Annotated in this window: 18 protein-coding genes; 11 read left to right on the top strand and 7 right to left on the bottom strand. The window is 64.8% G+C overall.

The genetic code is table 11. The features are described from left to right. The first annotated feature begins 136 nt into the window (after positions 1–136). The 6 genes from CSAL_RS13795 (at position 137) to CSAL_RS13770 (ending at position 7,902) form a co-directional block, all read left to right on the top strand. Positions 137–793, top strand: coding sequence for a hypothetical protein (locus CSAL_RS13795; RefSeq protein WP_011508019.1), 657 nt, complete (start codon positions 137–139; stop codon positions 791–793). 227 nt (positions 794–1,020) lie between these two features. Beyond that, on the top strand, positions 1,021–2,490 hold the full coding sequence (locus CSAL_RS13790; protein ID WP_035413645.1) for an NAD-dependent succinate-semialdehyde dehydrogenase: 1,470 nt from the start codon (positions 1,021–1,023) through the stop codon (positions 2,488–2,490). Positions 2,491–2,761: 271 nt separating this feature from the next. After that, positions 2,762–4,168, top strand: a complete 1,407-nt coding sequence (locus tag CSAL_RS13785; protein WP_011508017.1) for an aspartate aminotransferase family protein — start codon at positions 2,762–2,764, stop codon at positions 4,166–4,168. Between the two features lie 58 nt (positions 4,169–4,226). Further along, positions 4,227–5,222, top strand: a complete 996-nt coding sequence (gene eutB / locus CSAL_RS13780; protein ID WP_011508016.1) for a hydroxyectoine utilization dehydratase EutB — start codon at positions 4,227–4,229, stop codon at positions 5,220–5,222. A gap of 47 nt (positions 5,223–5,269) precedes the next feature. Further along, entirely contained in the window at positions 5,270–6,229 is a 960-nt protein-coding gene (locus CSAL_RS13775; protein WP_011508015.1) for a cyclodeaminase, read from the top strand. A 122-nt stretch (positions 6,230–6,351) separates the two neighbouring features. Continuing rightward, positions 6,352–7,902 carry an alkaline phosphatase D family protein gene (locus CSAL_RS13770; RefSeq protein ID WP_011508014.1) on the top strand — a complete coding sequence of 517 codons (1,551 nt, stop codon included), beginning with the start codon at positions 6,352–6,354 and terminating at the stop codon, positions 7,900–7,902. Positions 7,903–7,964: 62 nt separating this feature from the next. On the opposite strand, the gene CSAL_RS13765 is transcribed toward CSAL_RS13770, so the two are convergent. Together CSAL_RS13765 and CSAL_RS13760 are read right to left on the bottom strand one after the other, a co-directional pair. Further along, positions 7,965–8,573, bottom strand: coding sequence for a LysE family translocator (locus tag CSAL_RS13765; protein ID WP_011508013.1), 609 nt, complete (start codon positions 8,571–8,573; stop codon positions 7,965–7,967). 17 nt (positions 8,574–8,590) lie between these two features. After that, the gene (locus tag CSAL_RS13760) at positions 8,591–9,370 is read right to left on the bottom strand and encodes a helix-turn-helix transcriptional regulator (protein ID WP_244846393.1); all 780 of its coding nucleotides are present in this window, start codon (positions 9,368–9,370) and stop codon (positions 8,591–8,593) included. Between the two features lie 260 nt (positions 9,371–9,630). Between CSAL_RS13760 and CSAL_RS13755 the strand changes: the two genes are divergently transcribed. After that, entirely contained in the window at positions 9,631–10,233 is a 603-nt protein-coding gene (locus tag CSAL_RS13755; RefSeq protein WP_011508011.1) for an exopolysaccharide biosynthesis protein, read from the top strand. A gap of 38 nt (positions 10,234–10,271) precedes the next feature. On the opposite strand, the gene CSAL_RS13750 is transcribed toward CSAL_RS13755, so the two are convergent. Then, positions 10,272–11,198, bottom strand: coding sequence for a LysR substrate-binding domain-containing protein (locus CSAL_RS13750; RefSeq protein WP_011508010.1), 927 nt, complete (start codon positions 11,196–11,198; stop codon positions 10,272–10,274). A 104-nt stretch (positions 11,199–11,302) separates the two neighbouring features. On the opposite strand from CSAL_RS13750, the gene CSAL_RS13745 reads away from it, so the two are divergent. Both CSAL_RS13745 and CSAL_RS13740 read left to right on the top strand, forming a co-directional pair. Then, positions 11,303–12,292 (top strand): DMT family transporter, encoded by a 990-nt coding sequence (locus CSAL_RS13745; RefSeq protein WP_011508009.1) that lies wholly within the window; start codon positions 11,303–11,305, stop codon positions 12,290–12,292. Between the two features lie 108 nt (positions 12,293–12,400). Continuing rightward, positions 12,401–13,108 carry a DUF4396 domain-containing protein gene (locus CSAL_RS13740; RefSeq protein ID WP_011508008.1) on the top strand — a complete coding sequence of 236 codons (708 nt, stop codon included), beginning with the start codon at positions 12,401–12,403 and terminating at the stop codon, positions 13,106–13,108. Between the two features lie 18 nt (positions 13,109–13,126). On the opposite strand, the gene argC is transcribed toward CSAL_RS13740, so the two are convergent. After that, complete coding sequence (gene argC, locus CSAL_RS13735) at positions 13,127–14,077, bottom strand: N-acetyl-gamma-glutamyl-phosphate reductase (protein WP_011508007.1); 951 nt, start codon at positions 14,075–14,077, stop codon at positions 13,127–13,129. A 343-nt stretch (positions 14,078–14,420) separates the two neighbouring features. On the opposite strand from argC, the gene CSAL_RS13730 reads away from it, so the two are divergent. Then, a complete protein-coding gene (locus CSAL_RS13730) occupies positions 14,421–15,101 on the top strand; it encodes a haloacid dehalogenase type II (protein WP_011508006.1) in 681 nt (226 codons plus the stop codon). Between the two features lie 127 nt (positions 15,102–15,228). Then, positions 15,229–17,016 (top strand): DUF748 domain-containing protein, encoded by a 1,788-nt coding sequence (locus CSAL_RS13725; RefSeq protein WP_011508005.1) that lies wholly within the window; start codon positions 15,229–15,231, stop codon positions 17,014–17,016. Positions 17,017–17,020: 4 nt separating this feature from the next. Here the strand turns inward: CSAL_RS13725 and CSAL_RS13720 are convergent, their stop codons facing one another. From CSAL_RS13720 to nhaC, 3 genes are all read right to left on the bottom strand, one after another. Continuing rightward, a complete protein-coding gene (locus tag CSAL_RS13720) occupies positions 17,021–17,794 on the bottom strand; it encodes a M90 family metallopeptidase (RefSeq protein WP_011508004.1) in 774 nt (257 codons plus the stop codon). A 40-nt stretch (positions 17,795–17,834) separates the two neighbouring features. Beyond that, positions 17,835–19,421 carry a carbon-nitrogen hydrolase family protein gene (locus CSAL_RS13715; RefSeq protein WP_011508003.1) on the bottom strand — a complete coding sequence of 529 codons (1,587 nt, stop codon included), beginning with the start codon at positions 19,419–19,421 and terminating at the stop codon, positions 17,835–17,837. Between the two features lie 159 nt (positions 19,422–19,580). Further along, positions 19,581–21,023 carry a Na+/H+ antiporter NhaC gene (nhaC, locus tag CSAL_RS13710; protein ID WP_011508002.1) on the bottom strand — a complete coding sequence of 481 codons (1,443 nt, stop codon included), beginning with the start codon at positions 21,021–21,023 and terminating at the stop codon, positions 19,581–19,583. Positions 21,024–21,045 lie beyond the last annotated feature (22 nt).

Here is a 21,045-nt window from a genome sequence, read left to right as displayed (position 1 = left end):
CCGGAACCGTTCGATGCCGATCGAGGAAGCACCGAGGCGACGCCGCCGGGAAGCGCGGACGTCCTGACTGCGTTTCCTGTCGCTCCCGCCGGGGAGCACGCCGCTCAATCATCGGGATCACCCGGGAGGTGCCGTCATGGAACTGCTCATCCAGACTGCATTGGGGTTTCCATTCGCCTTTTTTCTCGCCTTGCTGGCACTGGTAGCCGTGTACTGGCTGCTGGTCGCCGTGCGCGTGATTCGCGTCTCGTGTTTCGACCATGACAGCCTGCGTGACGACCATCTGGCGAGCACCCTGATTTCCCTGGGCTTTGCGGGCGTGCCGGCTTCGTTCGCCCTGAGCACGCTGATCGTGATGGCCACGCCCATCGCCTTTGCCCTGAGCCTGGTACTGCATTGGCTGCCGCTGGGATTGTTGCGCTTGCCGCTGGGCTTTCTGGCCATCTGGGCGGCGTTCGCGCTGGCGGCATCGCCGAGTGTCGGTGCCTGTCACGCTCTGGCCCGGCGGTTTCACCATTCGCGTCGCGCGTCGCCGCGCTGGTTGCTGGGCGAAACCGTCGTCGTGCGCGAAGCCAGTGACGCGGAAGGGCGGTGCCAGGCGACGCTGGAGAGCGACCCCGAGGTCGTCGTCACCCTGCATGGCAAGGGGGAGGCGTGTGCCGCCGGCGAGCGTCGCGTGCTGGTCAAGCACGTTGCCGGCGACAACGTGTATCGGGCGGTGCCCGCCGCCGATTACATGGATGCCCACGAGCGCCTGCGCAAACTGCATCTGCTGCCCCGTCACGACATCTGAGCCCCGGCGCGTCCGCCATCGACGATGCGGCGATGGCGGGCTGCAGAAAAAACTTCGATTTGGCGTCGAGAGTCGAAAAAAAACCGTCTTTCCCGCCCCGCGAGACAAAAACTCTCTTCTTTCGTGCTGCCTTACCCTAGGGCCATCGGATGCACGCCATCCGCCACGACCCTTCCGGTACCGCGTTGAAAGCAACGCCAGGGCCGGCTCGTTTCTCGGGAGGTAGCATGAAACTCAACGATCCGCGTCTATTGCGTCAGTACGCCTATATCGATGGCAAATGGACCCATGGCGATGGGGGTCGCGAAGAAGCGGTCGTCGATCCCGCCACCGGTGAAGTGCTGGGGCACATTCCCTGGCTCGAGGCACCTCAATTGCGCGGCGCGGTGGACGCCGCGGACAGCGCCTTCGTCCAGTGGCGGGCATTGCGTGCCGACGAGCGCGCCGAGCGGCTGCTGGCATGGTATGACCTGCTGATCGAGCACCGCGAGGATCTGGCGATCATCATGACGCGGGAACAGGGCAAGCCGTTGCCCGACGCGCGGGGTGAGGTCGAATACGGTGCCAGTTTCATCAAATGGTTCGCCGAGGAAGGCAAGCGCACCTTCGGTCAGACCATTCCCAGCCATATTCCCAATGCTGCACTGGGGACGCTCAAGGAACCGGTCGGGGTGGCGGCGTTGATCACGCCCTGGAACTTCCCGCTGGCGATGATCACGCGCAAGGCCGCCGCGGCGATGGCGGCGGGATGCACGGTCATCGTCAAGCCGGCCGGCGAGACGCCGTTCTCCGCACTGGCGCTGGCAGAACTCGCCGAACGGGCGGAGATTCCCGCCGGGGTCTTCAACGTGGTGCTGGGCGAGCCGGCCGAGGTGTCCCAGCTGCTGTGCGACGAGGACCGCGTCAAGGCGCTGTCGTTCACCGGCTCCACCCGCGTGGGACGGCTGTTGCTGGAGCAGTCCGCCAATAGCGTCAAGCGTGTCTCCCTGGAGCTGGGCGGCAATGCGCCGTTCATCGTCGGGCCCGACATGGACCCCGCCGAAGCCGCGCGTGCCGCGGTGGCCGCCAAGTTCCAGACCAGCGGTCAGGATTGCCTGGCGGCCAACCGGGTTCTGGTCCACGAGTCGATCCATGACGAGTTCGTCGAGCAGTTCGTCGCCTGCATGGAAGCCCTCAAGGTCGGGAACGGGCTGGTGACCAACATCGATCTGGGCCCGCTGATCCATCAGCAGGCGGTGGAAAAGGCCGCCGCCATCGTCGACGACGCCATCTCGCGGGGGGCGACCCTGGTGCACGGCGATCAGTCCATGGCGCCGGGCCCCAACTTCTTCATGCCCACCTTGCTCACCGGGGTGACGCCGTACATGAAGGTCTGGCGCGAGGAGAACTTCTCGCCGGTGGCCGGCATCACCGCCTACAAGGACGACGATGAGGTCATCAAGCTGGCCAACGACACCGAGTATGGCCTGGCGGCGTATGTCTATACCCACGACATTCGGCGCATCTGGAAGCTCCTGCGGGCCCTGGAATACGGCATGGTGGCGATCAACTCGGTGAAGATGACCGGCCCGCCGGTGCCTTTCGGCGGCGTCAAGCAGTCCGGCCTCGGCCGCGAAGGCGGCACCGCCGGCATCGAGGAATATCTGGAGACCAAGTATTACTGCCTGGGGGCGTTGGGCTCCGTGTCCGGAAGCTAGGCTCGTTGTCACGAATCACGAGCCAACAAAGTGCGCGTGACTTGATAAACGTTTCTTTCACGACCCGGCAAGGTCAAGAGGGCTTTGCCGGTGACAAGACGTCGCGAGGGCGCTGTGAACCCTTCCCTGGGCGCTACCTTTGCCATCCATGGCAAAGGACCCTCACGCCGCCTTGCCTCCGGCACTCGTCATCGTGGGTGGGAAATGAGTTCTACGTCGTTTTTGACGTTCGGTTTATCGGCGTGAGCCGAGACAATGATGGGAGAATGCCATGAGTCAGCACCAAAACCTGATCGATCGCGACCGCAAGGTGACCTTTCACGCCTCCACGCATCTGCGCGATTTCGCCCATGGCGAGGCGCCGGGACGCGTGATGGCCGGCGGTGAAGGCATCCATGTCGTCGACAAGGACGGCCGCGAGTTCATCGATGGTTTCGCGGGGCTTTACTGCGTCAATATTGGTTACGGCCGCACCGAGGTCGCCGAGGCGATTCACCGCCAGGCACTGGAGCTGGCGTACTATCACACCTACGTTGGCCATTCGAACGAGCCGCAGATCCAGCTTTCCGAGAAGATCCTCGAGCTGGCGGGCCCCGGGATGTCCAAGGTCTATTACGGGATGTCGGGGAGCGACGCCAACGAGACCCAGCTCAAGATCGTGCGTTATTACAACAACGTGCTGGGACGGCCGCAGAAGAAGAAGGTGATCGCGCGTCAGCGGGGATACCACGGATCCGGGATCGCCTCCGGCTCGCTGACGGGGCTCAAGGCCTTCCACGACCACTTCGACCTGCCCATCGAGGGCATCCTGCATACCGAGGCGCCTTACTACTATCATCGTGGCGCCGAGCGCGAGGGCATGAGCGAGCGCGAGTTTTCCGCGCATTGCGCCGCCAAGCTCGAGGAGATGATCCTGGCCGAAGGACCGGAGACCGTGGCGGCCTTCATTGGCGAGCCGGTATTGGGCACCGGGGGCATCGTGCCGCCGCCCGAGGGTTACTGGGAGGCGATCCAGGGTGTGCTTGCCAAGTACGACGTGCTGCTGATCGCCGATGAGGTGGTCTGCGGCTTCGGTCGCATCGGCGCCGACTTCGGCAGCCATCATTACGCCATCAAGCCCGACCTGATCACCATCGCCAAGGGCTTGACCAGCGCCTACCAGCCGCTTTCCGGGGTCATCATCGGCGATCGCGTGTGGCAGGTGCTGGAGCAGGGCACGGGCGAGTTCGGCCCCATCGGCCATGGCTGGACCTACTCCGGCCACGCCCTGGGCTGTGCCGCCGGCCTCGCCAACCTGGCGATCATCGAGCGCGAAGGGCTGACCGCCAATGCCGCCGAGACCGGCGCCTATCTGCAGCAATGCATGCAGCAGACGTTCGGTGAGCACCCGCTGGTCGGCGAGGTGCGGGGCGTGGGCATGCTGGCAGCACTGGAGTTCTCGCCCGCGCCGGCCAGGCGGGCGTTCTTCGATCCGGCCCTCAAGGTCGGGCCGCGGGTGAGTGCCGCGGCGATGAGCGAGAACCTGATCGCGCGTGCCATGCCGCAGGGCGACATCCTCGGCTTCGCGCCGCCGCTGGTGACGACTCGTGCGGAGGTCGACGAGATCGTGGCCCGCGCCAAGCGGGCGGTGGACAAGGTGACCGACGAGCTGACCCGCTCGGGGGACTTGAAAGCGTGAACGCGGCTTGCCTACCGTGGACAGGGCGAGCCCGTGGCAGGCGACGAGAGAGCGATCCATGACCGAGTCCCAGCCCGATATCAGCCTGGCATCGATCTACCGGGCGCGTGCGCGCCTGCAGGGGCAGGTGACGCGCACGCCGCTGGTACGTTCGCAGGCGCTGTCGCGGCGTTTCGCGGCCGACGTGTTCCTCAAGCTGGAGACCTGCCAGCCCACCGGCGCGTTCAAGCTGCGCGGCGCCACCAACATGCTCGCGGCCTTGCTCGAACGGGACGGACGCGAGGCGTTGGCGTGCGGTGTGACCACGGCCTCGACGGGCAACCATGGGCGCGCCGTGGCGTATGCGGCGCGTCAGCTCGGGCTGCCGGCGACCATCTGCGTATCGCGCCTGGTGCCCGAGAACAAGGTCGAGGCCATCGAGGCGCTGGGCGCCGAGGCCCGCCGCGTCGGAGACAGTCAGGATGATGCCTTCGCCGAGGTCGATCGCCTGGTGGCCTCGGGCATGACGGCGATTCCCCCCTTCGACGATCCGCTGATCGTGAGCGGGCAGGGCACCATCGGCCTCGAACTCATGGAAGATCAGCCGGCGCTCGACCGGGTCATCGTCGGACTGTCCGGCGGCGGCCTGCTGGGCGGCATCGGGGCAGCCGTGAAGGCGATTCGCCCGGCGACGCGCGTGACCGGCATCAGCCTCGCCCGGGGGGCGGCCATGTGGGAGAGCCTGCAGGCCGGGCATCCGGTGAACGTCGAGGAGGTCGCCAGTCTCGGCGACTCGCTGGGCGGCGGTATCGGCCTGAACAATCGTTACACCCTCGACCTGGTGCGCAGCGTGATGGACGATCATCATCAGGTGTCGGAAGCCGCCATCGCCCGCGCCATGGTCGAATTGCTCGCTACCGAGAAAATGCTGGTCGAGGGCGCGGCGGCCGTGGGGCTGGCGGCGCTCGACGAGCATGCCCTCGACATTCGCGGCCAGCGTGTCGCACTGGTCGTCTCCGGTAACGGCGTCTCGCTCGAGACCCTCGACCGCGCCCGGGCGCTCGCCGGCCGGTAAGTGTTTCCCGGCTTCTCTCTTTCTCTATTTGCCGACGGGAGGACGTCATGCAACTCCACCAACGCGAGGCGATCGAGGCCGCCGTGTCCCTGGATACGGCGGCCCTGGCCGCCATCGAGTTGGGCTTCGCGGCCCTGGGACGCGGCGAGGTCGTGCAGCCGCCGATCCTGTCGATGGCCATCGAGGAGGCCAACGGGGAGGTCGACGTCAAGACCGCGCACATTCGCGGCTTCGAGCGCTTCGCCATCAAGGTGAGCCCGGGCTTCTTCGACAATCCCAAGCAGGGGCTGCCCAGCCTCAACGGGCTGATGATGGTGTTCTCGGCCCGGACCGGGGTGGTGGACGCCGTGCTCTTCGATGAAGGCTATTTGACGGCGGTGCGTACTGCCTTGGCCGGTGCCTTGTCGGCCAGGTACCTGGCGCGCGAGAACAGTCGCCGCGTGGCGGTGCTCGGCGCGGGCGAGCAGGCCGAGCTGCAGATCGAGGCGTTGCGCCTGGTGCGAGACATCGACACCGTCGACGTCTGGGCGCGCCGCCGCGAGGCCGCCGAGGCGTATGCCGAGCGCCTGCGGCAGCGCGGCTTGACGGTCAACGTGCACGACGATGTGCATGCGGCCTGCCGCGCGGCGGATATCATCGTCACCGCCACGCCCTCGACGGCGCCGATTCTGGAAGCCGCCGACCTGCCCGAAGGCGTGCACGTCACGGCGATGGGCTCGGATAGCCCGGACAAGCGCGAGCTCGCCGACAGCGTGATGACGCGTGCCGACGCCTTCGTCTGCGATACTCGCGCGCAAAGCGAGTGCAACGGCGAACTCAAGGCCTTCGTCAAGGCCGGCGAGACACGCGCCGAGGTTCCCTTCAAGGTATACGAGCTCGGCGAGGTCATCGACAAGCGACTGCCGCTGCGCTTGTCGGAGGCCAGCATCACCGTCTGCGATCTCACCGGTACCGGGGTCCAGGATACGGCGATCGCGAATTACGCGCTGCAGCGTTTGACGACCTAGGCCGCGGCACGTCCCCTGCCATCCAATCGTCATGCGCTTGCCATGCCGGCGTCATGGCCGCGCCCGATGCTGAGGGTTCATGGATACCGCGCATGTCATGGACACTCAGTGGGGAGGGGGCAATGCGTTATTCCCGTCGCGATGTATTGGGGTGGGGCGTCAAGGCCGGGGTCGCGCTCGGCGCGGCGTCGCTGGCACCGTCGATCGTGCTGGCCGAGTCACGGCGTCCCCGCGTGACCTCGGGGGTGATGAGCGGCGACATGCTGCACGACCGGGCGATGCTCTGGTCGCGCAGCGACCGCCCCGCCCTGATGCTCGTCGAACTGGCCGACAATCCCGCCTTCCGTGGCGCGCGGCAGTTGCGCGGCCCCGAGGTGCTGCCCAGCGGTGGCCTGGTCGGCAAGCTGGACGTCGCAGGACTCGGTGACATCGATACCCTGCATTATCGCGTGCGTTTCGCCGCGCTGGATGACCCGCGTGCCCTGAGCGAGCCGGTCGAGGGGCGTCTGCGCCTGCCGCCCTCCCGGGCGCGGGACGTGCGCTTCGTGTGGTCCGGCGATACGGTCGGGCAAGGCTGGGGCATCGATGAATCGCGTGGCGGCATGACGATCTACGACACCATGCGCCGTCAGCGTCCGGATTTCTTCATCCACTCCGGCGACACCGTCTACGCCGACGGCCCTCTGGAAGAAAGCGTGACCCTCGCCAATGGCGAGACCTGGCGCAACGTGGTCACCCCGGCCAAGCGCAAGGTGGCGGAAACGCTGGACGAGTATCGCGGCCAGCACACCTACAACCTGCTCGATGCCAACCTGCGGCGCTTCAATGCCGAGGTGCCCATGCTCGCGCAATGGGACGATCACGAGACGACAAACAACTGGTATCCCGGCGAGCGGCTCGAGGACGAACGCTACACGGAAAGGAACGTGTCGCTGTTGGCGGCGCGCGGGCGTCAGGCCTTTCTCGAACATACCCCGATTCGCCAGCGCTCGACCGCGCCGGGACGCATCCATCGGCGCTTTGCGTATGGGCCCTCGCTCGAGGTCTTCATGCTCGACATGCGAACCTATCGTGGCGCCAACAGCCGCAATCGCCAGACCGAGAGCTCCGCGCAGACGGCTTTTCTGGGGGAGGATCAGTTCGACTGGCTGCACCGCTCGCTGAAGGCGTCCACGGCGACATGGAAGGTCATCGCCTCGGACATGCCCATCGGTCTGGTGGTCAGCGATGTCGAGGCGTACGAGGCCATCGCCAACGGGGATGCGGGCGCTCCCCTGGGGCGTGAGCGTGAGATCGCCAGGCTGCTGCGGTCGATCCGGGACGACAAGATCCACAACGTGGTGTGGCTGACGGCGGATGTTCACTACACGGCCGCGCATCACTATTCGCCGGAGCGTGCCCGTTTCCAGGAGTTCACGCCCTTCTGGGAATTCGTCAGCGGTCCATTGCATGCCGGCACCTTCGGCCCCGGTGCGCTGGACGCGACCTTCGGGCCGGAAGTGGTTTTCCAGAAAGCCCCGCCTGACGGCGAGTCGAACCTGCCGCCATCCCGGGGCTATCAATTCTTCGGCCAGGTCGATCTCGACGGCGACAGCGAGACGTTGACCGTGAGCCTGATGGATGCCGCCGGCAACACGCTGCATCGTCAGCAGCTGACGCCGGAGACGGCGTAATACGAGCCCCTGGCCCGCATCGCCGCGCTCCGACATTGAAGCTTGAGAACGGCAGGGCGATGCTACGAAGCGATAAGCGGCAAGACGACGTATTCATACCCGATGATCAGGCCTGTAAGGGCCAGGAGAAGCGCCAGGATACGATTGACGAGTCGCAGCAGGGCGTGATCATGAATGGCTTTTCCCATCGCGCTGCCCAGTAATGCGTAGCTTCCTGGCGCGCCGGTCGCCAGTACGCCGATGAGCAGCGCCACCATGATGAGGTCTGGCCCTTCTATCTGCATTGCGGGTAGCTGGATGGTCGCGATAGGCAGTGTGGCCACGATGCCTTTGGGGTTGAGTAATTGCATCAACACCCCTTCCTTGAAGCGCAAGGGACGCGATACCGCATCCACATCGGTCCTGTGAGGAGTGGATCTGGCTATCTTGATCGACAGGTAAAGAATGTAAAACGTGCCGAGCGCACTGATGACCAGGAGTGTCTTTCCCTGGATGAACACGCTTCCCAGCCAGCCAAACAGTAGAAGCATCAGCCACATCGCTGCGCCGACGCCGATGAAAAATCCTGTCGATTCCTTGGCTTGCCCGTTGATTCCGGCATTCAGGCCGAGCAGGTTCACCGGCCCGGGCGTGTACATCACGCTTATGGCATAGGCGAGCATCGCGAGCATGAGGATTTCCTGTCTTGCTAGGCGAAAATATGGGCTTGGTATTGTCGTGGTGTCATGCCGTAAATCCGCTTGAAACGACGGTTGAAGTGACTGAGGTCAGCAAAGCCGCAGCATAAGGCAGCCTCCATGACACTCTCGCCGTTTTCGAGGTGGCGCCGGGCGGCATTGACCCTGCAGTTCAATACATATTGGTGCGGCGTAATGCCGTACTGTGTCCTGAACGCTCTCAGGAAGTGATACTTGGAAATGCTGGCGGCATGGCTGATGTCATCCAGGCTGATATCGTATCTGGCATTTTCATGGATGAAGTCCTTCGCTCTTTCGAGCAGCGAGTCCGGCCGCCTGGCCCGCTCGTTGGGGGCAAAGTTTCCGGCGCGTTCGGCCAGACGAGCCGCAATGCGATACAGCGCATATTCTTGCTCGATCTGGCTCGTCTCCTGTTCCTCGATCATGCGTGACAGGGCGATGATCTCGTCGCGCAAGGGAACATCTTTCGTGAGGGTGGGGGCCAGGCGAGCGGCCTGCAGGCCTTGCACGCCCATGGCATTGGCAATGAGCGGGTCGAGCTCGTCGGGATGAATATAGAGCATGACATAATCGAGGGCGTCGCCGCCCCCGGCGTGGCCGTCATGCACTTCATCGGGATGCAAAGTGATCACGCTACCTGGTGGGCTGCGGTGAAATTCACCGTTGCTGAAGAAATCCTGACGTCCCGCCAGCGTGACACCCAGGGCATATTCTTCATGCGCATGCCGGTCGTACTGGAAGTCGTTCATCGTGGCATGCAATGCCGTCATGCGTGCCACATGCCGGCTTTTCATGAACCGGAAACGACTCGTGGATTGCATGGTGTCCTCCTTACGACCCGGTCGTGCCATGACAACGCCACTTTAGCGCGTCACGCGGGAGCGGGCTTGAACGATATTGCGCACTTTGTGCTTTCGGCGAGCCGGATGCGCGCACCCAGGACCATGGCGGGCCCGTCCGCTTCATCTCGGCATGACGAGCGCGTCCTGCTAGGCTGCAAGCTCGGTTCATGGAGGAGCAAGGGACGCGCATGACGGAAGAGCGGCGGCAGGAACTCGCGGGATTGTCACAACTTCTCGACCGGATCGGGCAGGCGCCGCGTACCGATGCCGAGCGCATACGGCTGGGCGAGATGCTGCAGGCGGTCGGCCAGGGCTCCTTCGGGCCATTGCTGCTGGTGCCCGGCGTGATCACGCTCTTGCCGCTGGTGGGCGACATCCCCGGGGTGCCCACGCTCATGGCGCTGCTGGTGCTATTGGTGGCGGGCCAGCTGCTGGTTGGGCGGCGCACGTTCTGGCTACCGCAATGGCTGCTGAAACGTTCGGTACCCCACGGCAAGCTCGACCGGGCGCTGACGTGGATGCACAAGCCTGCGCGCGTCATCGACCGTGGCTTGAAACCGCGCCTGACCTGGCTGACTCAGCGTGCCGGGACCTACCTCATCGCGCTTTTCTGCTTTCTCATCGCCCTGGCCATGCCGCTGATGGAAGTGGTGCCTTTCTCCGCCAACGGCGCGGGCCTGGCCTTGATGATGTTCGGCCTGTCACTGATGGCCAACGACGGTCTCTGGGCGCTGCTGGCGCTGATCCTCACCGGCGGCACGGTGGGAGCGGTGATCGTCGCGTTGCTGTGAGACGCCGGTACCGGCAGGCGATGGTGGGCTGATGCCTGTCAAGCCGGTGTCGTCTGATCGTCTCTTCGAAACTCACGTTGCAGCCAGTCCAGCAGCGCCAGCGTTTCCGCGCGTGGCTGGGCGCCGTGTCGCGTGTAAACGGACAGTGCATTGTCGAGTGGCAGAGACATCGACAGCGGACGTACGAGCTGTCCGCTCTGGATGAGGTGCTCGGCGGAACGCCGCCAGCCCAGGGCGATGCCATGACCCGCAAGCGCCGCCTGCAGGACCAGCGGATAGCTGTCGAAGACCATGCCGTTACCCAGGGCCGGCGCGAAGTTGCCCATGGCTCTCAGCCAGCTGTCCCACTCGAACCAGTCCGGCGGATCGGCCTCGTGATGGAGCAGGCAGTGCTCGGGCAGGGACGCCAGCGTGATGGGGCGCGGCTGGGCGGCCAGGTAACCGGGGCTGCAGATGGGGAAAATCTCGTCGGAGGCGGTGAAAGCCAACGCATGGCTGCCGCTGGGGCGGCCGCTCGTCTGCAGCGCGACATCGAAATAGTCATGGTGCTCGACCACGGGGCGCGTCGAGGTCACCAGGCGCACCTCGAGTTCCGGATGCCGGCGGTTGAGCGAGGCGAGTCTGGGCATCACCCAGTAGAATGCCTCGCAGAGCTGACAGAACAGCACCACGACGCCGTCATGCACTTCCTGACGCAGGGCATTGGCCTGCGCGGCAATCCCCTCCAGTGCGGCGCTCACCGTGCGTCCGAATTCACGGCCGGCAGCGGTGAGAAACACGCCCCGGTTTCGGCGTTCGAACAGGGCGACGCCGAGATCGTCTTCCAGTGCCCGAATCTGCCGACTGATGGCGGCCTGGGTGAGATGCAGCTCGTCGGCGGCGCGGGAAAAGCTTTCCAGGCGTGCGGCGGCTTCGAAGGGCATCAGGCTGGCGAGCGGGGGCAGGGCCTTGCCGAGTCGATTCATATAAGATCCATAATCTCAGCTCATGGAATGTAACGCATAACTCGTTTGTCGTGCATGCCTGGGGCGCGCACCCTTGAGCGGCTTATTGCTCAGGGAGAACGCACATGACGCCGATGAGCGGGACACGAACCTCGGCATGCCAAGGCATCGGTTGTATCGTCGCTTCGGTCTTCTGTCTCTCGATGGCCGACGCTCTGGTTAAGTATATCAGCGATGACGTGGGTGTCTGGCAGTTGTACGTGCTGCGTGCGCTGCTGGCATCGCCGCTGCTGGGGATGTTGCTCGGAAGACGTGGCGTGATGTGTCTGGGGCGGGCACTCCTACGCCGCTGGGTGCTGGTCAGAACCGGCTTGTTGATGGCGATGTGGGTGACCTTCTATGCGGCGCTGCCGACGTTGACGCTATCCATGGCAGCGGTGGCGCTGTACACCTCGCCGCTGTTCATTGCCTTGTTCGCTGCCTGGCTGGCCGGCGAGCGGCTTACAACAGCAGGCTGGTGGGGAATCGTCTTGGGCTTTGCCGGCGTGGTGCTGATATTGCGCCCGGGAACGATGCATTTCACGCCCACGGTGGCACTGCCGCTGCTGGCGGCGGTGTGTTATGCACTGGCGTCCGTGGTCACACGGATTCACTGCCGCAGTGAACGGGCATTGGTGCTTTCCGGGGCGTTGAACCTGGGATTCTTGAGCATGGGCGTCGCGGGATGTGTCGGCATGACGTTGTTCGCTGGAGACCCCGCACACGCGATGTCCTTTCTGACCTTGCCCTGGCAATCCTTGGCGCCCGCGACCTGGGGCGTGCTGGGTGGCCTGGCGGTGCTGTTCGTACTGGCCAGCAGTACGGTAGCCAAGGCGTATCAACTGGCTCCGGCCGCCTTGATCGGCGTTTTCGATTACGCGTACCTCATTTTCGCGACCGGTTGGGGGTGGTGGCTGTTCAGCGAGAAGCCGGACGTGGCCACGGCGGTGGGCATGTTGTGCGTGGGCGTGGCGGGAGTATGCGTCTGGCGCGCCACGCCCGACCGCATGTCGTCCAGTGTCGTGTCGGCCGGCGCCGCGCCTCGATCCGGTTATTCGTCGTGGCCGCCGGAATGATGCTGCCGATGTTTAACCTGGGGGCCGGATGCAGGTTGAGTCGTCCGCGATCCTTCCCTATACCTAGTGGGGCACGTCTTTCTTTCAACACGGACAAGGAGTTGTCGCATGTTGGCCTTCGTTGCCTGGCTCTTCATCGCCCTCGGCGTGATCACGGCTCTGGTGATCGCAAGGGATGTGATTCGACGCCCGCAGCCGATGGCGATCATGAACGTGACCTGGCCGGTCACCGGTCTGTACATGCCGATCATGGGTTGGTGGGCGTATGCCAAGATGGGACGTGCCGCGCCGTCGCAGACCGGACAGACGCACGCCCATGATGTGTCACACGGGCAGGAGACCACGCACGGTCATACCCATCGCCATGGCGACAAGCCCAAATGGCAGGGCGTCTTCGTGTCGGCCACGCATTGTGGCGGTGGATGCACGCTGGGGGATGTGGTGACCGCGCCTCTGGCGACCTTGACTGGATTCGCTCTGTTAGGTTCCGCGACGCTGGGACACTTCGTGCTGGCCTTTGTCGGCGCGTATCTGTTCGGCGTGCTGTTTCAATACTTACCTATCCGTGCCATGAGCGAGAGCGGTCCACGTCAGGCGTTGATCGATGCCATCAAGGCGGACACGCTCTCACTGATCGCGTTCCAGGCGGGCATGTATGTCTGGATGCTGATCGCCATTCACGGCTGGATGGGCGAAATGAATGCTTTCTCGGTCACATTCTGGTTCATGATGCAGATCGCCATGCTGATCGGCTTCGCAACCTCGTATCCCGCCAACTGGTGGTTGATCGAGCGCGGCATTAAACACGCTATGTGACAGGCGCCCGGTGCGCGCTCACGCCGAGAGGCCGGTGGTCTCGTCCAGGCCCAGGTGCACGTTCATGCTCTGCACCGCAGCGCCGGCAGCGCCCTTGCCCAGGTTGTCGAGCCGGGCGACGAGCGCGATCTGCTCGGCATTGCCGAACACGAACAGGTCGACGCGGTTGGTATCGTTGCAGCCCTGGACCTCGAAGAAACCGCCATCCAGGTTGGCCATGTCATCCAGCGGCATCACGCGCACGAAGGGCTCGTCGGCGTAGTGCGCGACATAGGCCTCGTGCAGTGCCGCGGCGGTGGTGCCCGCAGGCAATTGCGAGACATGCAGGGGAATCGTCACCGACAGGCCCTTGAGGAAGGGGCCGACGATGGGGGTGAAGACCGGCGCCTGGTCGAGGCCGCCGTGCACGCGCATCTCCGGCAGGTGCTTGTGGGCAAGGCCCATGGCATACGGGCGCGGCGCGGCCAGGCGTGGGTCGTTCTGGCCGGCTTCGTAGGCGGCGATCAGTTGCTTTCCGCCACCGCTGTAGCCGGTGATCGAATATGCCGTCAGCGGTGTCGCGGCGGGCAGCAGGCCGGCCTCGACCAGGGGCCGCGTGAGCATGACGAAGGCGCTGGCGTGACAGCCCGGGTTGGCGATGCGCTTGGTGGCGCGGATGGCATCACGCTGCCCCGGTGCCAGCTCGGGCAGGCCGTAGGCCCAATCGGGGTCGGTGCGAAAGGCGGTGCTGGCGTCGATCAGGCAGGTCGCCGGATTGTCCAGCAGGGCCACGGCCTCGCGCGAGGCAGCGTCCGGCAGGCACAAAAAGGCCACGTCGGCGGCGTTGAGAAGGCGTGCGCGCTCGGCGGCGTCCTTGCGCCTGTCGGCGTCGATGCGCAGCAGCTCGATATCGTCGCGTGCGGCGAGATAATCGAGCAGCCGCAGTCCAGTGGTGCCTTCCTGACCGTCTACATATACCTTGAATGCCATGGGGATGCGTTGCCTCGTTGACCGGAATCGTGCGTGCCGACGGTGACCGTCGGCCTGTCACCGCCTATTGTGCGGCGCTGGGCTCGCGCTGTCATGTCTCGGCCCGCAATCCGCTTGTCGTGACCCGCAAAAACGACCAGTCTGAAAGGGCCTGGGGTTTCCCGCCATCCACTCAGGGAAACCTGCATCCATGGCCACGCAGGCGAATCACTGCGTCGCGCGATGCTCGAAGACTCGTCCACTGCCAAGTCATGTCTCGTCTTCTGTGCTTCGGGCGCCTTGTGCTTCATCCTGCTTGCCGATTTCTTCAGTATTCCCTTGGGCAGCGTGATAAGGACGACACATGAACAAGCGTGTATTGGCTTTCGACGTCTACGGCACCTTGATCGACACCCATGGTGTGGTGGAGGCATTGACCACGGAGCTGGGCGATGCCGACAAGGCGCACGTCTTCTCGCAACGCTGGCGCGACAAGCAACTCGAATATGCGTTTCGTCGCTCCCTGATGGGGGCCTATGCGCGGTTTTCGGACTGCACCCGCGAGGCCCTTGAATTCACCGACCGTGCGCTCGGTGGCCGCCTGTCCGATGTCGCCAAGGAGCACCTGCTGGATCTCTATACGCGCCTGCCCGCATTTCCCGATGTGGACGCCGGACTGGCGCGTTTCGCCAACGCCGGGGTGCGTTGCGTGGCGTTTTCCAATGGCACCGACGAGGCGGTCTCCGGGCTGCTGTCGCAAGCGGGCATCAAGGCACGCTTCGACGCCGTGGTCAGTGTCGACGACATCAAGCGCTTCAAGCCCGATCCGGCGGTCTATGCCTATCTGCGCCAGTGCACCGAGTCCCGTGCCGCCGATACCTGGCTGGTGTCCAGCAACCCCTTCGATATCATCGGTGCCAAATATGCCGGCCTGCATGCCGCCTGGTTTCGGCGCAGTGCCGAGGCCCCCTTCGATCCCTGGGGTGACGAGCCCGACATGACGGTGAGCGACCTCGACGAGCTCGCCGATCGACTGTTGCAGTAACGCGCGACACGACGCGCCGCCAGGTCGGAAACGCCCCTGCCAGGCATGCCATGACATGCCTGGTCAGCGGGCGTTTTCTACTGTCCGGATGCGCCTTCATCCATGATCCGACGAAACGGGAAACGACATGCCGCATTCCCATCGCAGTACGGTACGACCGGCGCACAAGCGCCGCCTTGGCTGGGGACTGAGTGTACTGGCGGGGGTGGCGGTGCTCTTGCTGGTCGCCTGGTGGTGGGCGCTACCGGCATATATCGATCATCGCCTCAGCCAGATGCTGACCGAGCGCAGCGGCCGTCAGGTCACCATCGATGACGTCACCCTCACCCCGTGGCGCCACCAGGTGACGCTCGACGGACTGCGTATCGCCGGGCAGGCCGACACGCCGGTGTTCGCGAGCCGGCGGGTGGTGGCGACCCTCGACTGGCACTCGTTGTTCGACGCCGGCTGGCGCTTCGAACGGGTGGATCTGACGTCACCGCGTCTGCAACTCATCTGGCGCGCCGGGGGCGAGTGGAACCTGGCTCGGCTATTCGGCGGCGGTGGAGGAGGCGGTTCGGCACCGCTGCGCATCGATCGGCTCACGGTCAGCGACGGTCGGCTGGACTGGATCAACCGGCGTCCCGACGCGCCGCTGACGCTGAGCCTGAAAAACCTCGATCTCGAGGCACGGCATTATGACAACAGCGATGATCGTCCCTTTGCCCTGCAAGGTCAGGCGGACTGGCGTGGCGGCACGCTGAAGGGAACGGGCGAGATGGGCTTCTCGCCATGGACGCTGGATATCGATCTCGACGCCGATCAGGTACCGCTGACCGCGCTGTCGGGCTATCTGGCCCATGTCGTGCGCGCCGAGCCGTCGTCGGGCGCATTGGACGCACGGATTCGACTGCGTTCAGGCCGTGCCAGCGATGCCGGCACCCAGGTCAACGGTCAGGGCGGGATCGAAGGGCTCGAGATGCATGACCCCGACACGGATCAGCCCGTCGCTCGCGTCGAGCGCCTCGCCGTGGAAGGGCTGACGTTCGCCAGCGCGCGGCCGGCACTGACCGCCGAGCGGGTGTCGCTGGAGGCCCCCTGGCTCGATGTGACGATCGACGAGCGGCTCGATACCAACCTCGACCTATGGCAGCCGCCGCAGCAGACAGGGGCCGGCGGAGGCTCGGGCATGCATGTCGCGATCGGCACGCTGGCCATCGAGCGTGGTGCGGTGGCCTTCACGGACCGTCATCTGCCGCGCCCCTTCGCGCTGGATTTCGCCGAGTTGAATGGCGAGTGGCGACAGATCGGTGCCGAGCAGGCGAGCGCCGCCCAGCTGACGCTCGAGGGCCAGGTGGCGGAGGGATCGCCGCTGCGCATCGACGGCACCTTCGATCCGCTCGGCGATGCGCTGAACGGCAACCTGAACCTGCACTTCGAGCATCTCGATCTCGAGACTCTGGCCCCCTATCTGCGCGAGTTCGGTGGCTACGCCGTCGAGCGGGGCCAGGCCACGCTGGATCTCGATTACCGGCTCGAGCAAGGCCGGCTGCGAGCACGGAATCACCTCGTGCTGCATCGGCTCGAGCTCGGCAAGGAGGTCGATGCCTCGGCCACCGATCTGCCGCTCAAGACGCTGGTCGGCGTCCTGAAGAGCGAGGATGGCACCATTGAACTCGACATCCCCATGCGCTTGCCGCTCGACGATCCCGGCGCGGTGGATTTCGGCAGCGTGGCCGGCCAGGCGATCCGCGAGGCGCTCGAGAATCTGGTGTCGTCGCCGCTGGAAACGCTCTCCGAAGTGGTCGGTGACGGTGCCGACCCGGCCGCCGATGGCGAGGATCGCGGGAATGGCACGGCCGATGGCAGCGATCAAGGTGATGAGGCCCAGAGAGAGGGCCCGGCGCTCTACGAGCGCGCCCGCACTCGCCAGTGAGCGCTCAGTGAGGCGGACAGCGCTGCAGCGGGGCCTGCCGGAAGTAGCGGGCAAGCAGTGCGTAAAGCTCGGGATAGGCGGCGTCGAGGATGTCCGGTGCGGTGAAGAAGTACTCGCAGCAGACCGCGAAGCATTCGCCGGGATGGCTGGCGGCATAGTCGTCGATGGGGGGCGCGTCGCCGCGAGCCAGGTGCGCCTGGAGGTCGTCCCACACGCCGGTGAAGACGCGGTGCCAGTCGCGGGCATCGATATCGCGCGGCAAGGGCGGGAAGCCGTCGGCGTCCAGCGAGTTGCCCATGTCCAGCTTGTGGGCGAACTCGTGGATGACGACGTTGAAGCCGCCCCAGCCGCCGCTTTCCTGGATGTCCGACAACGCCAGCACGATGGGTCCCTGATGCCAGGTTTCGCCGACGCGCTCGTCCTCGTATTCGTGGACCACGCCCGCCTCGTCCATCTCCTCGACCCTGCGGCGGAACGCCTCCGGCAGCACGCGCACCTCGTGGACGTTGGCGAAGGCCTCGCGGGCCTCGTCTTCCGACCAGTGCAGCGTCATCAGGCACGCCTGGGCGACCAGGGCCAGGCGCGCGGGGAGATCGAACAGTTCGTCGTCGAACAGCGCCAGTCGCTTGCGCCGCAGAAAGGCCCAGGCGCGCTCGCCGAGGCGGTTTGCCTCCTCCGCCGGCAACGCCTGCAACAGGGGCACCCGCGCGAGGCCCTCGGCCCAGGCCTCGGCGGGGAAGGGGTGACGCGCGCCACGCCAGGCGTTCCACCATTTCATCGCGGGACTCCTTCTCGCCGTTCCCCGTCAGCGCCTCGACTCAGGCATCGTCCTGACGCGAGCCGGATGGCCGGCCCCCCGATTTCCACGACCAGTCGCGCCAGCGCAGGTCGAACAGGTCCTGGCGGCGATCCTTCAAGTTGGTCACCGACCCCTCGTTGCGGACCACCGTGAGACGGGTCAGGTCCAGATCCGAGAACATGATCATCTCGGTATTGGGCGTGGTCTCGGCCAGCACCGCATCGTGGGGGAAGGCGAAATCCGAGGGCGAGAACACCGAGGACTGCGCGTACTGGATCTCCATGTTCTCGATGGAAGGCACGTTGCCGACGCTACCGCAGAGCACCACGTAGCACTCGTTCTCGATGGCCCGCGCCTGGGCGCAGTGACGCACCCGCAGGTAGCCGTTCTTGGTGTCGGTCCAGAACGGCACGAAGAGGATGTCCATGTCCTGATCCGCGAGCAGGCGCGAGAGCTCCGGGAACTCGACGTCGTAGCAGATCAGGATGCCGATCCGCCCGGCATCGGTATCGAAGACCCGCAGGTCGTCGCCGCCCTCGATGATCCAGTCGCGACGCTCCTGAGGCGTGATGTGCAGCTTGGCCTGGGCCTCGATGTTGCCGTCGCGGTGGAACAGGTAGGCGATGTTGTAGAGGTGCCCGTCCTCGTGCTCCTCGATCATCGAGCCGGCGACGATGTTGATGTTGTAGGACACCGCCATGCGCGACAGCTCGGTCTTGAAACGCTCGGTGAAGCCGGCCAGAAAGCGGATGGCGGCGATCTGGTCCTGCTGGGCGGCACGATCCTGCAGGCCCATCAGCGGCGCGTTGAAGAGCTCCGGGAAAACCGCGAAATCGCTTTGATAGTCCGACAGCGCATCGACGAAGTACTCGGCCTGCTGCAGCACCGCCTCCACCGAGGAGAACTCGCGCATCTGCCACTGCACCGCGCCCACCCGTACCTGGGTCTTGCGGGTGTCGAGCACCGACTCGGCAGGCTCGAAAAGGATGTTGTTCCACTCGAGCAGGGTCGCATAGCCCTGGGATTTTTCATCCTCCGGCAGATACTTGCGCAGCAGCCGCTTGATCTGGAAGTCGTTGGCCAGCTGGAAGGAGAGGATGGGGTCGTGAATCTCCTTGCGCGAAACCTGATCCAGATACTCGGCCGGCGACATCTCGCTGGCGTACTGGTGATAGTTGGGAATCCGCCCGCCGGCGAGGATGGCCCGCATGTTCAATGACTTGCACAGATCCTTGCGGGCCTCGTAGAGGCGCCGGCCGAGCCGGTAACCGCGATAGGCCGGATCGATCAACACGTCCAGGCCATACATGGCGTCGCCTTCGGGGGCGTTGAGAATGATCTCCCGCTGGTCCATCAGATCGTCGTAGCGGTGCGGGTTGGAAAACTCTTCATAGTCGACGCGGGCGGTCAGCGCCACGCCGACCAGGGTCTCGTCATCCTCGATGGCGATCTGTCCGTCGGGGAACTCGCTGATCAAGCGCTCGATGGTGCGCTTCGGCCACGCGCCGCCGATATCGTGATAGACGCGGTCCATCAGCGTCTTGAGCTGCGGATAGTCCTCGGGGGTCAGATTGCGAAGATTGAGATGAAGATCATCGAGGGACATGGCGGCGTCCTGCGTTGCGGATACGAAAGTGGCGCTATTGTATCACGCGGTTCATGCGGCCCATGAGCCAATGACCGGGTCGTGGAAAGTCCCTTGCAACCGAACAAGCCCTGCAGGATGCAGGGCTTGTCGGATGACGCAGGTACTCCTGGCGGCGCGCTAGGAGGCCTGGAAGTTCTGCCGTGGGTTGGCGTTATCCTGACCATCCGCCTTGGGCTGGGTCCGCCAGATGGCGATGTTGGCGTAGCCGTAAAGGATCGTGATCGCGATCACCAGCATGTGGTACCAGAGGAAGGGAAGATAGGCCATGGTCGAGACGCCGAGGGTGGTGGCCATGAAGACACCGCCGTCGGTCCAGGGCACCATGGGGGTGGTGATGGTGCCGCCGGCTTCGGCATTGCGCGAGAGCACTCGCCGATCCACGCCCTGATCGTCATAGTTCTTCTCGGTGATGGTGCTGGCGGTAATCAGCGAGACATAGGCCGCGCCACCGAAGAAGTTGCCGAAGAAGCCGCCCAGCATGGTCGACACCGTCAAGCGGCCCGGATTGTTGGCCCAGCGCAGAAAGCCATTGCTGATCGCCTTGAGGATGCCCACCTGGCTCATCAAACCGCCGAGCCCCAGGGCAAACAGGATCAGCGCCACGACGCCGAGCATGGACTCGATGCCGCCGCGATTGAGCAGGGTGTTCAGGAACTCCACGTCGGACTGCATGGCGTTGCCCACGTAGGCGATGCGGATGGCATCGATGGGGCCGACACCTTGTGCCCACCAGGCACAGATGCTGCCCAGCACCGCGCCGAAGGTGATGACCGGAATGGCCGGGTAGCGGCGCGTCAGCAACCCGATCACGATCGCCGCCGGCAGCAGCAGCCAGGGGCTGATGGTGAAGTTGGCCTCGAGCGCTTGCATGGCGACGGTGGCGCGCGAGGTGTCCACGTCACCGCTCACATAGAAGAAGCCGACGATCAGAAACAGAATGGAGGCGATGGGAATGGCGAGCGCGCTGACCGTCATCATGGAACGGATGTGGTCGATCAGGTTGACCTTGCACAGCGAGGCGGTCATCACCGTGGTATCGGACAGCGGCGACATCTTGTCGCCGACGTAAGCGCCGGAGATGACCGCGCCGGCCACCAGCGGAAGCGGAATGCCGAAGCTGTGGCCGATGCCCATCATGGCCACCCCGGCGGTGCCCGCGGTCCCGAAGGAGGTGCCGGTCGATAGCGAGGTCAGGGCGCAGATCACGAACGCGGCGAACAGGAAGATCTGCGGGTTCATGACCGTCAGCCCGTAATAGATGATGCTGGGCACGATGCCGCCGGCGATCCAGGTGCCGATCAGCGCACCGACGGTGGTCAGCACCAGTACCGCCTCCATGCCATTGTGAATGCCGTCGATGAGGCCTCGCTGCATGTCGGCATAGGCCATCTTGAGCTTGAGGCCGAGTGCCATGACCAGGAACCAGGAGGCGAACAGCGCAAGCTGGATGGGAAGGCCGAGTACGTTGATGCTGAGGAACATGATGGCGATGAAGCCCACCATGACGGCGAGCACCTCCATCATGCCGGGTAGCCTAGTGGGGCCTTGAGGTGAGGACATAAGATCTCCTTCGGTCTTGTTG

Origin of the sequence: Chromohalobacter israelensis DSM 3043 (assembly GCF_000055785.1) — a bacterium.
GTDB classification, from domain to species: Bacteria; Pseudomonadota; Gammaproteobacteria; order Pseudomonadales; family Halomonadaceae; genus Chromohalobacter; species Chromohalobacter israelensis.
This window is presented reverse-complemented; position numbering and strand designations above follow the sequence as displayed.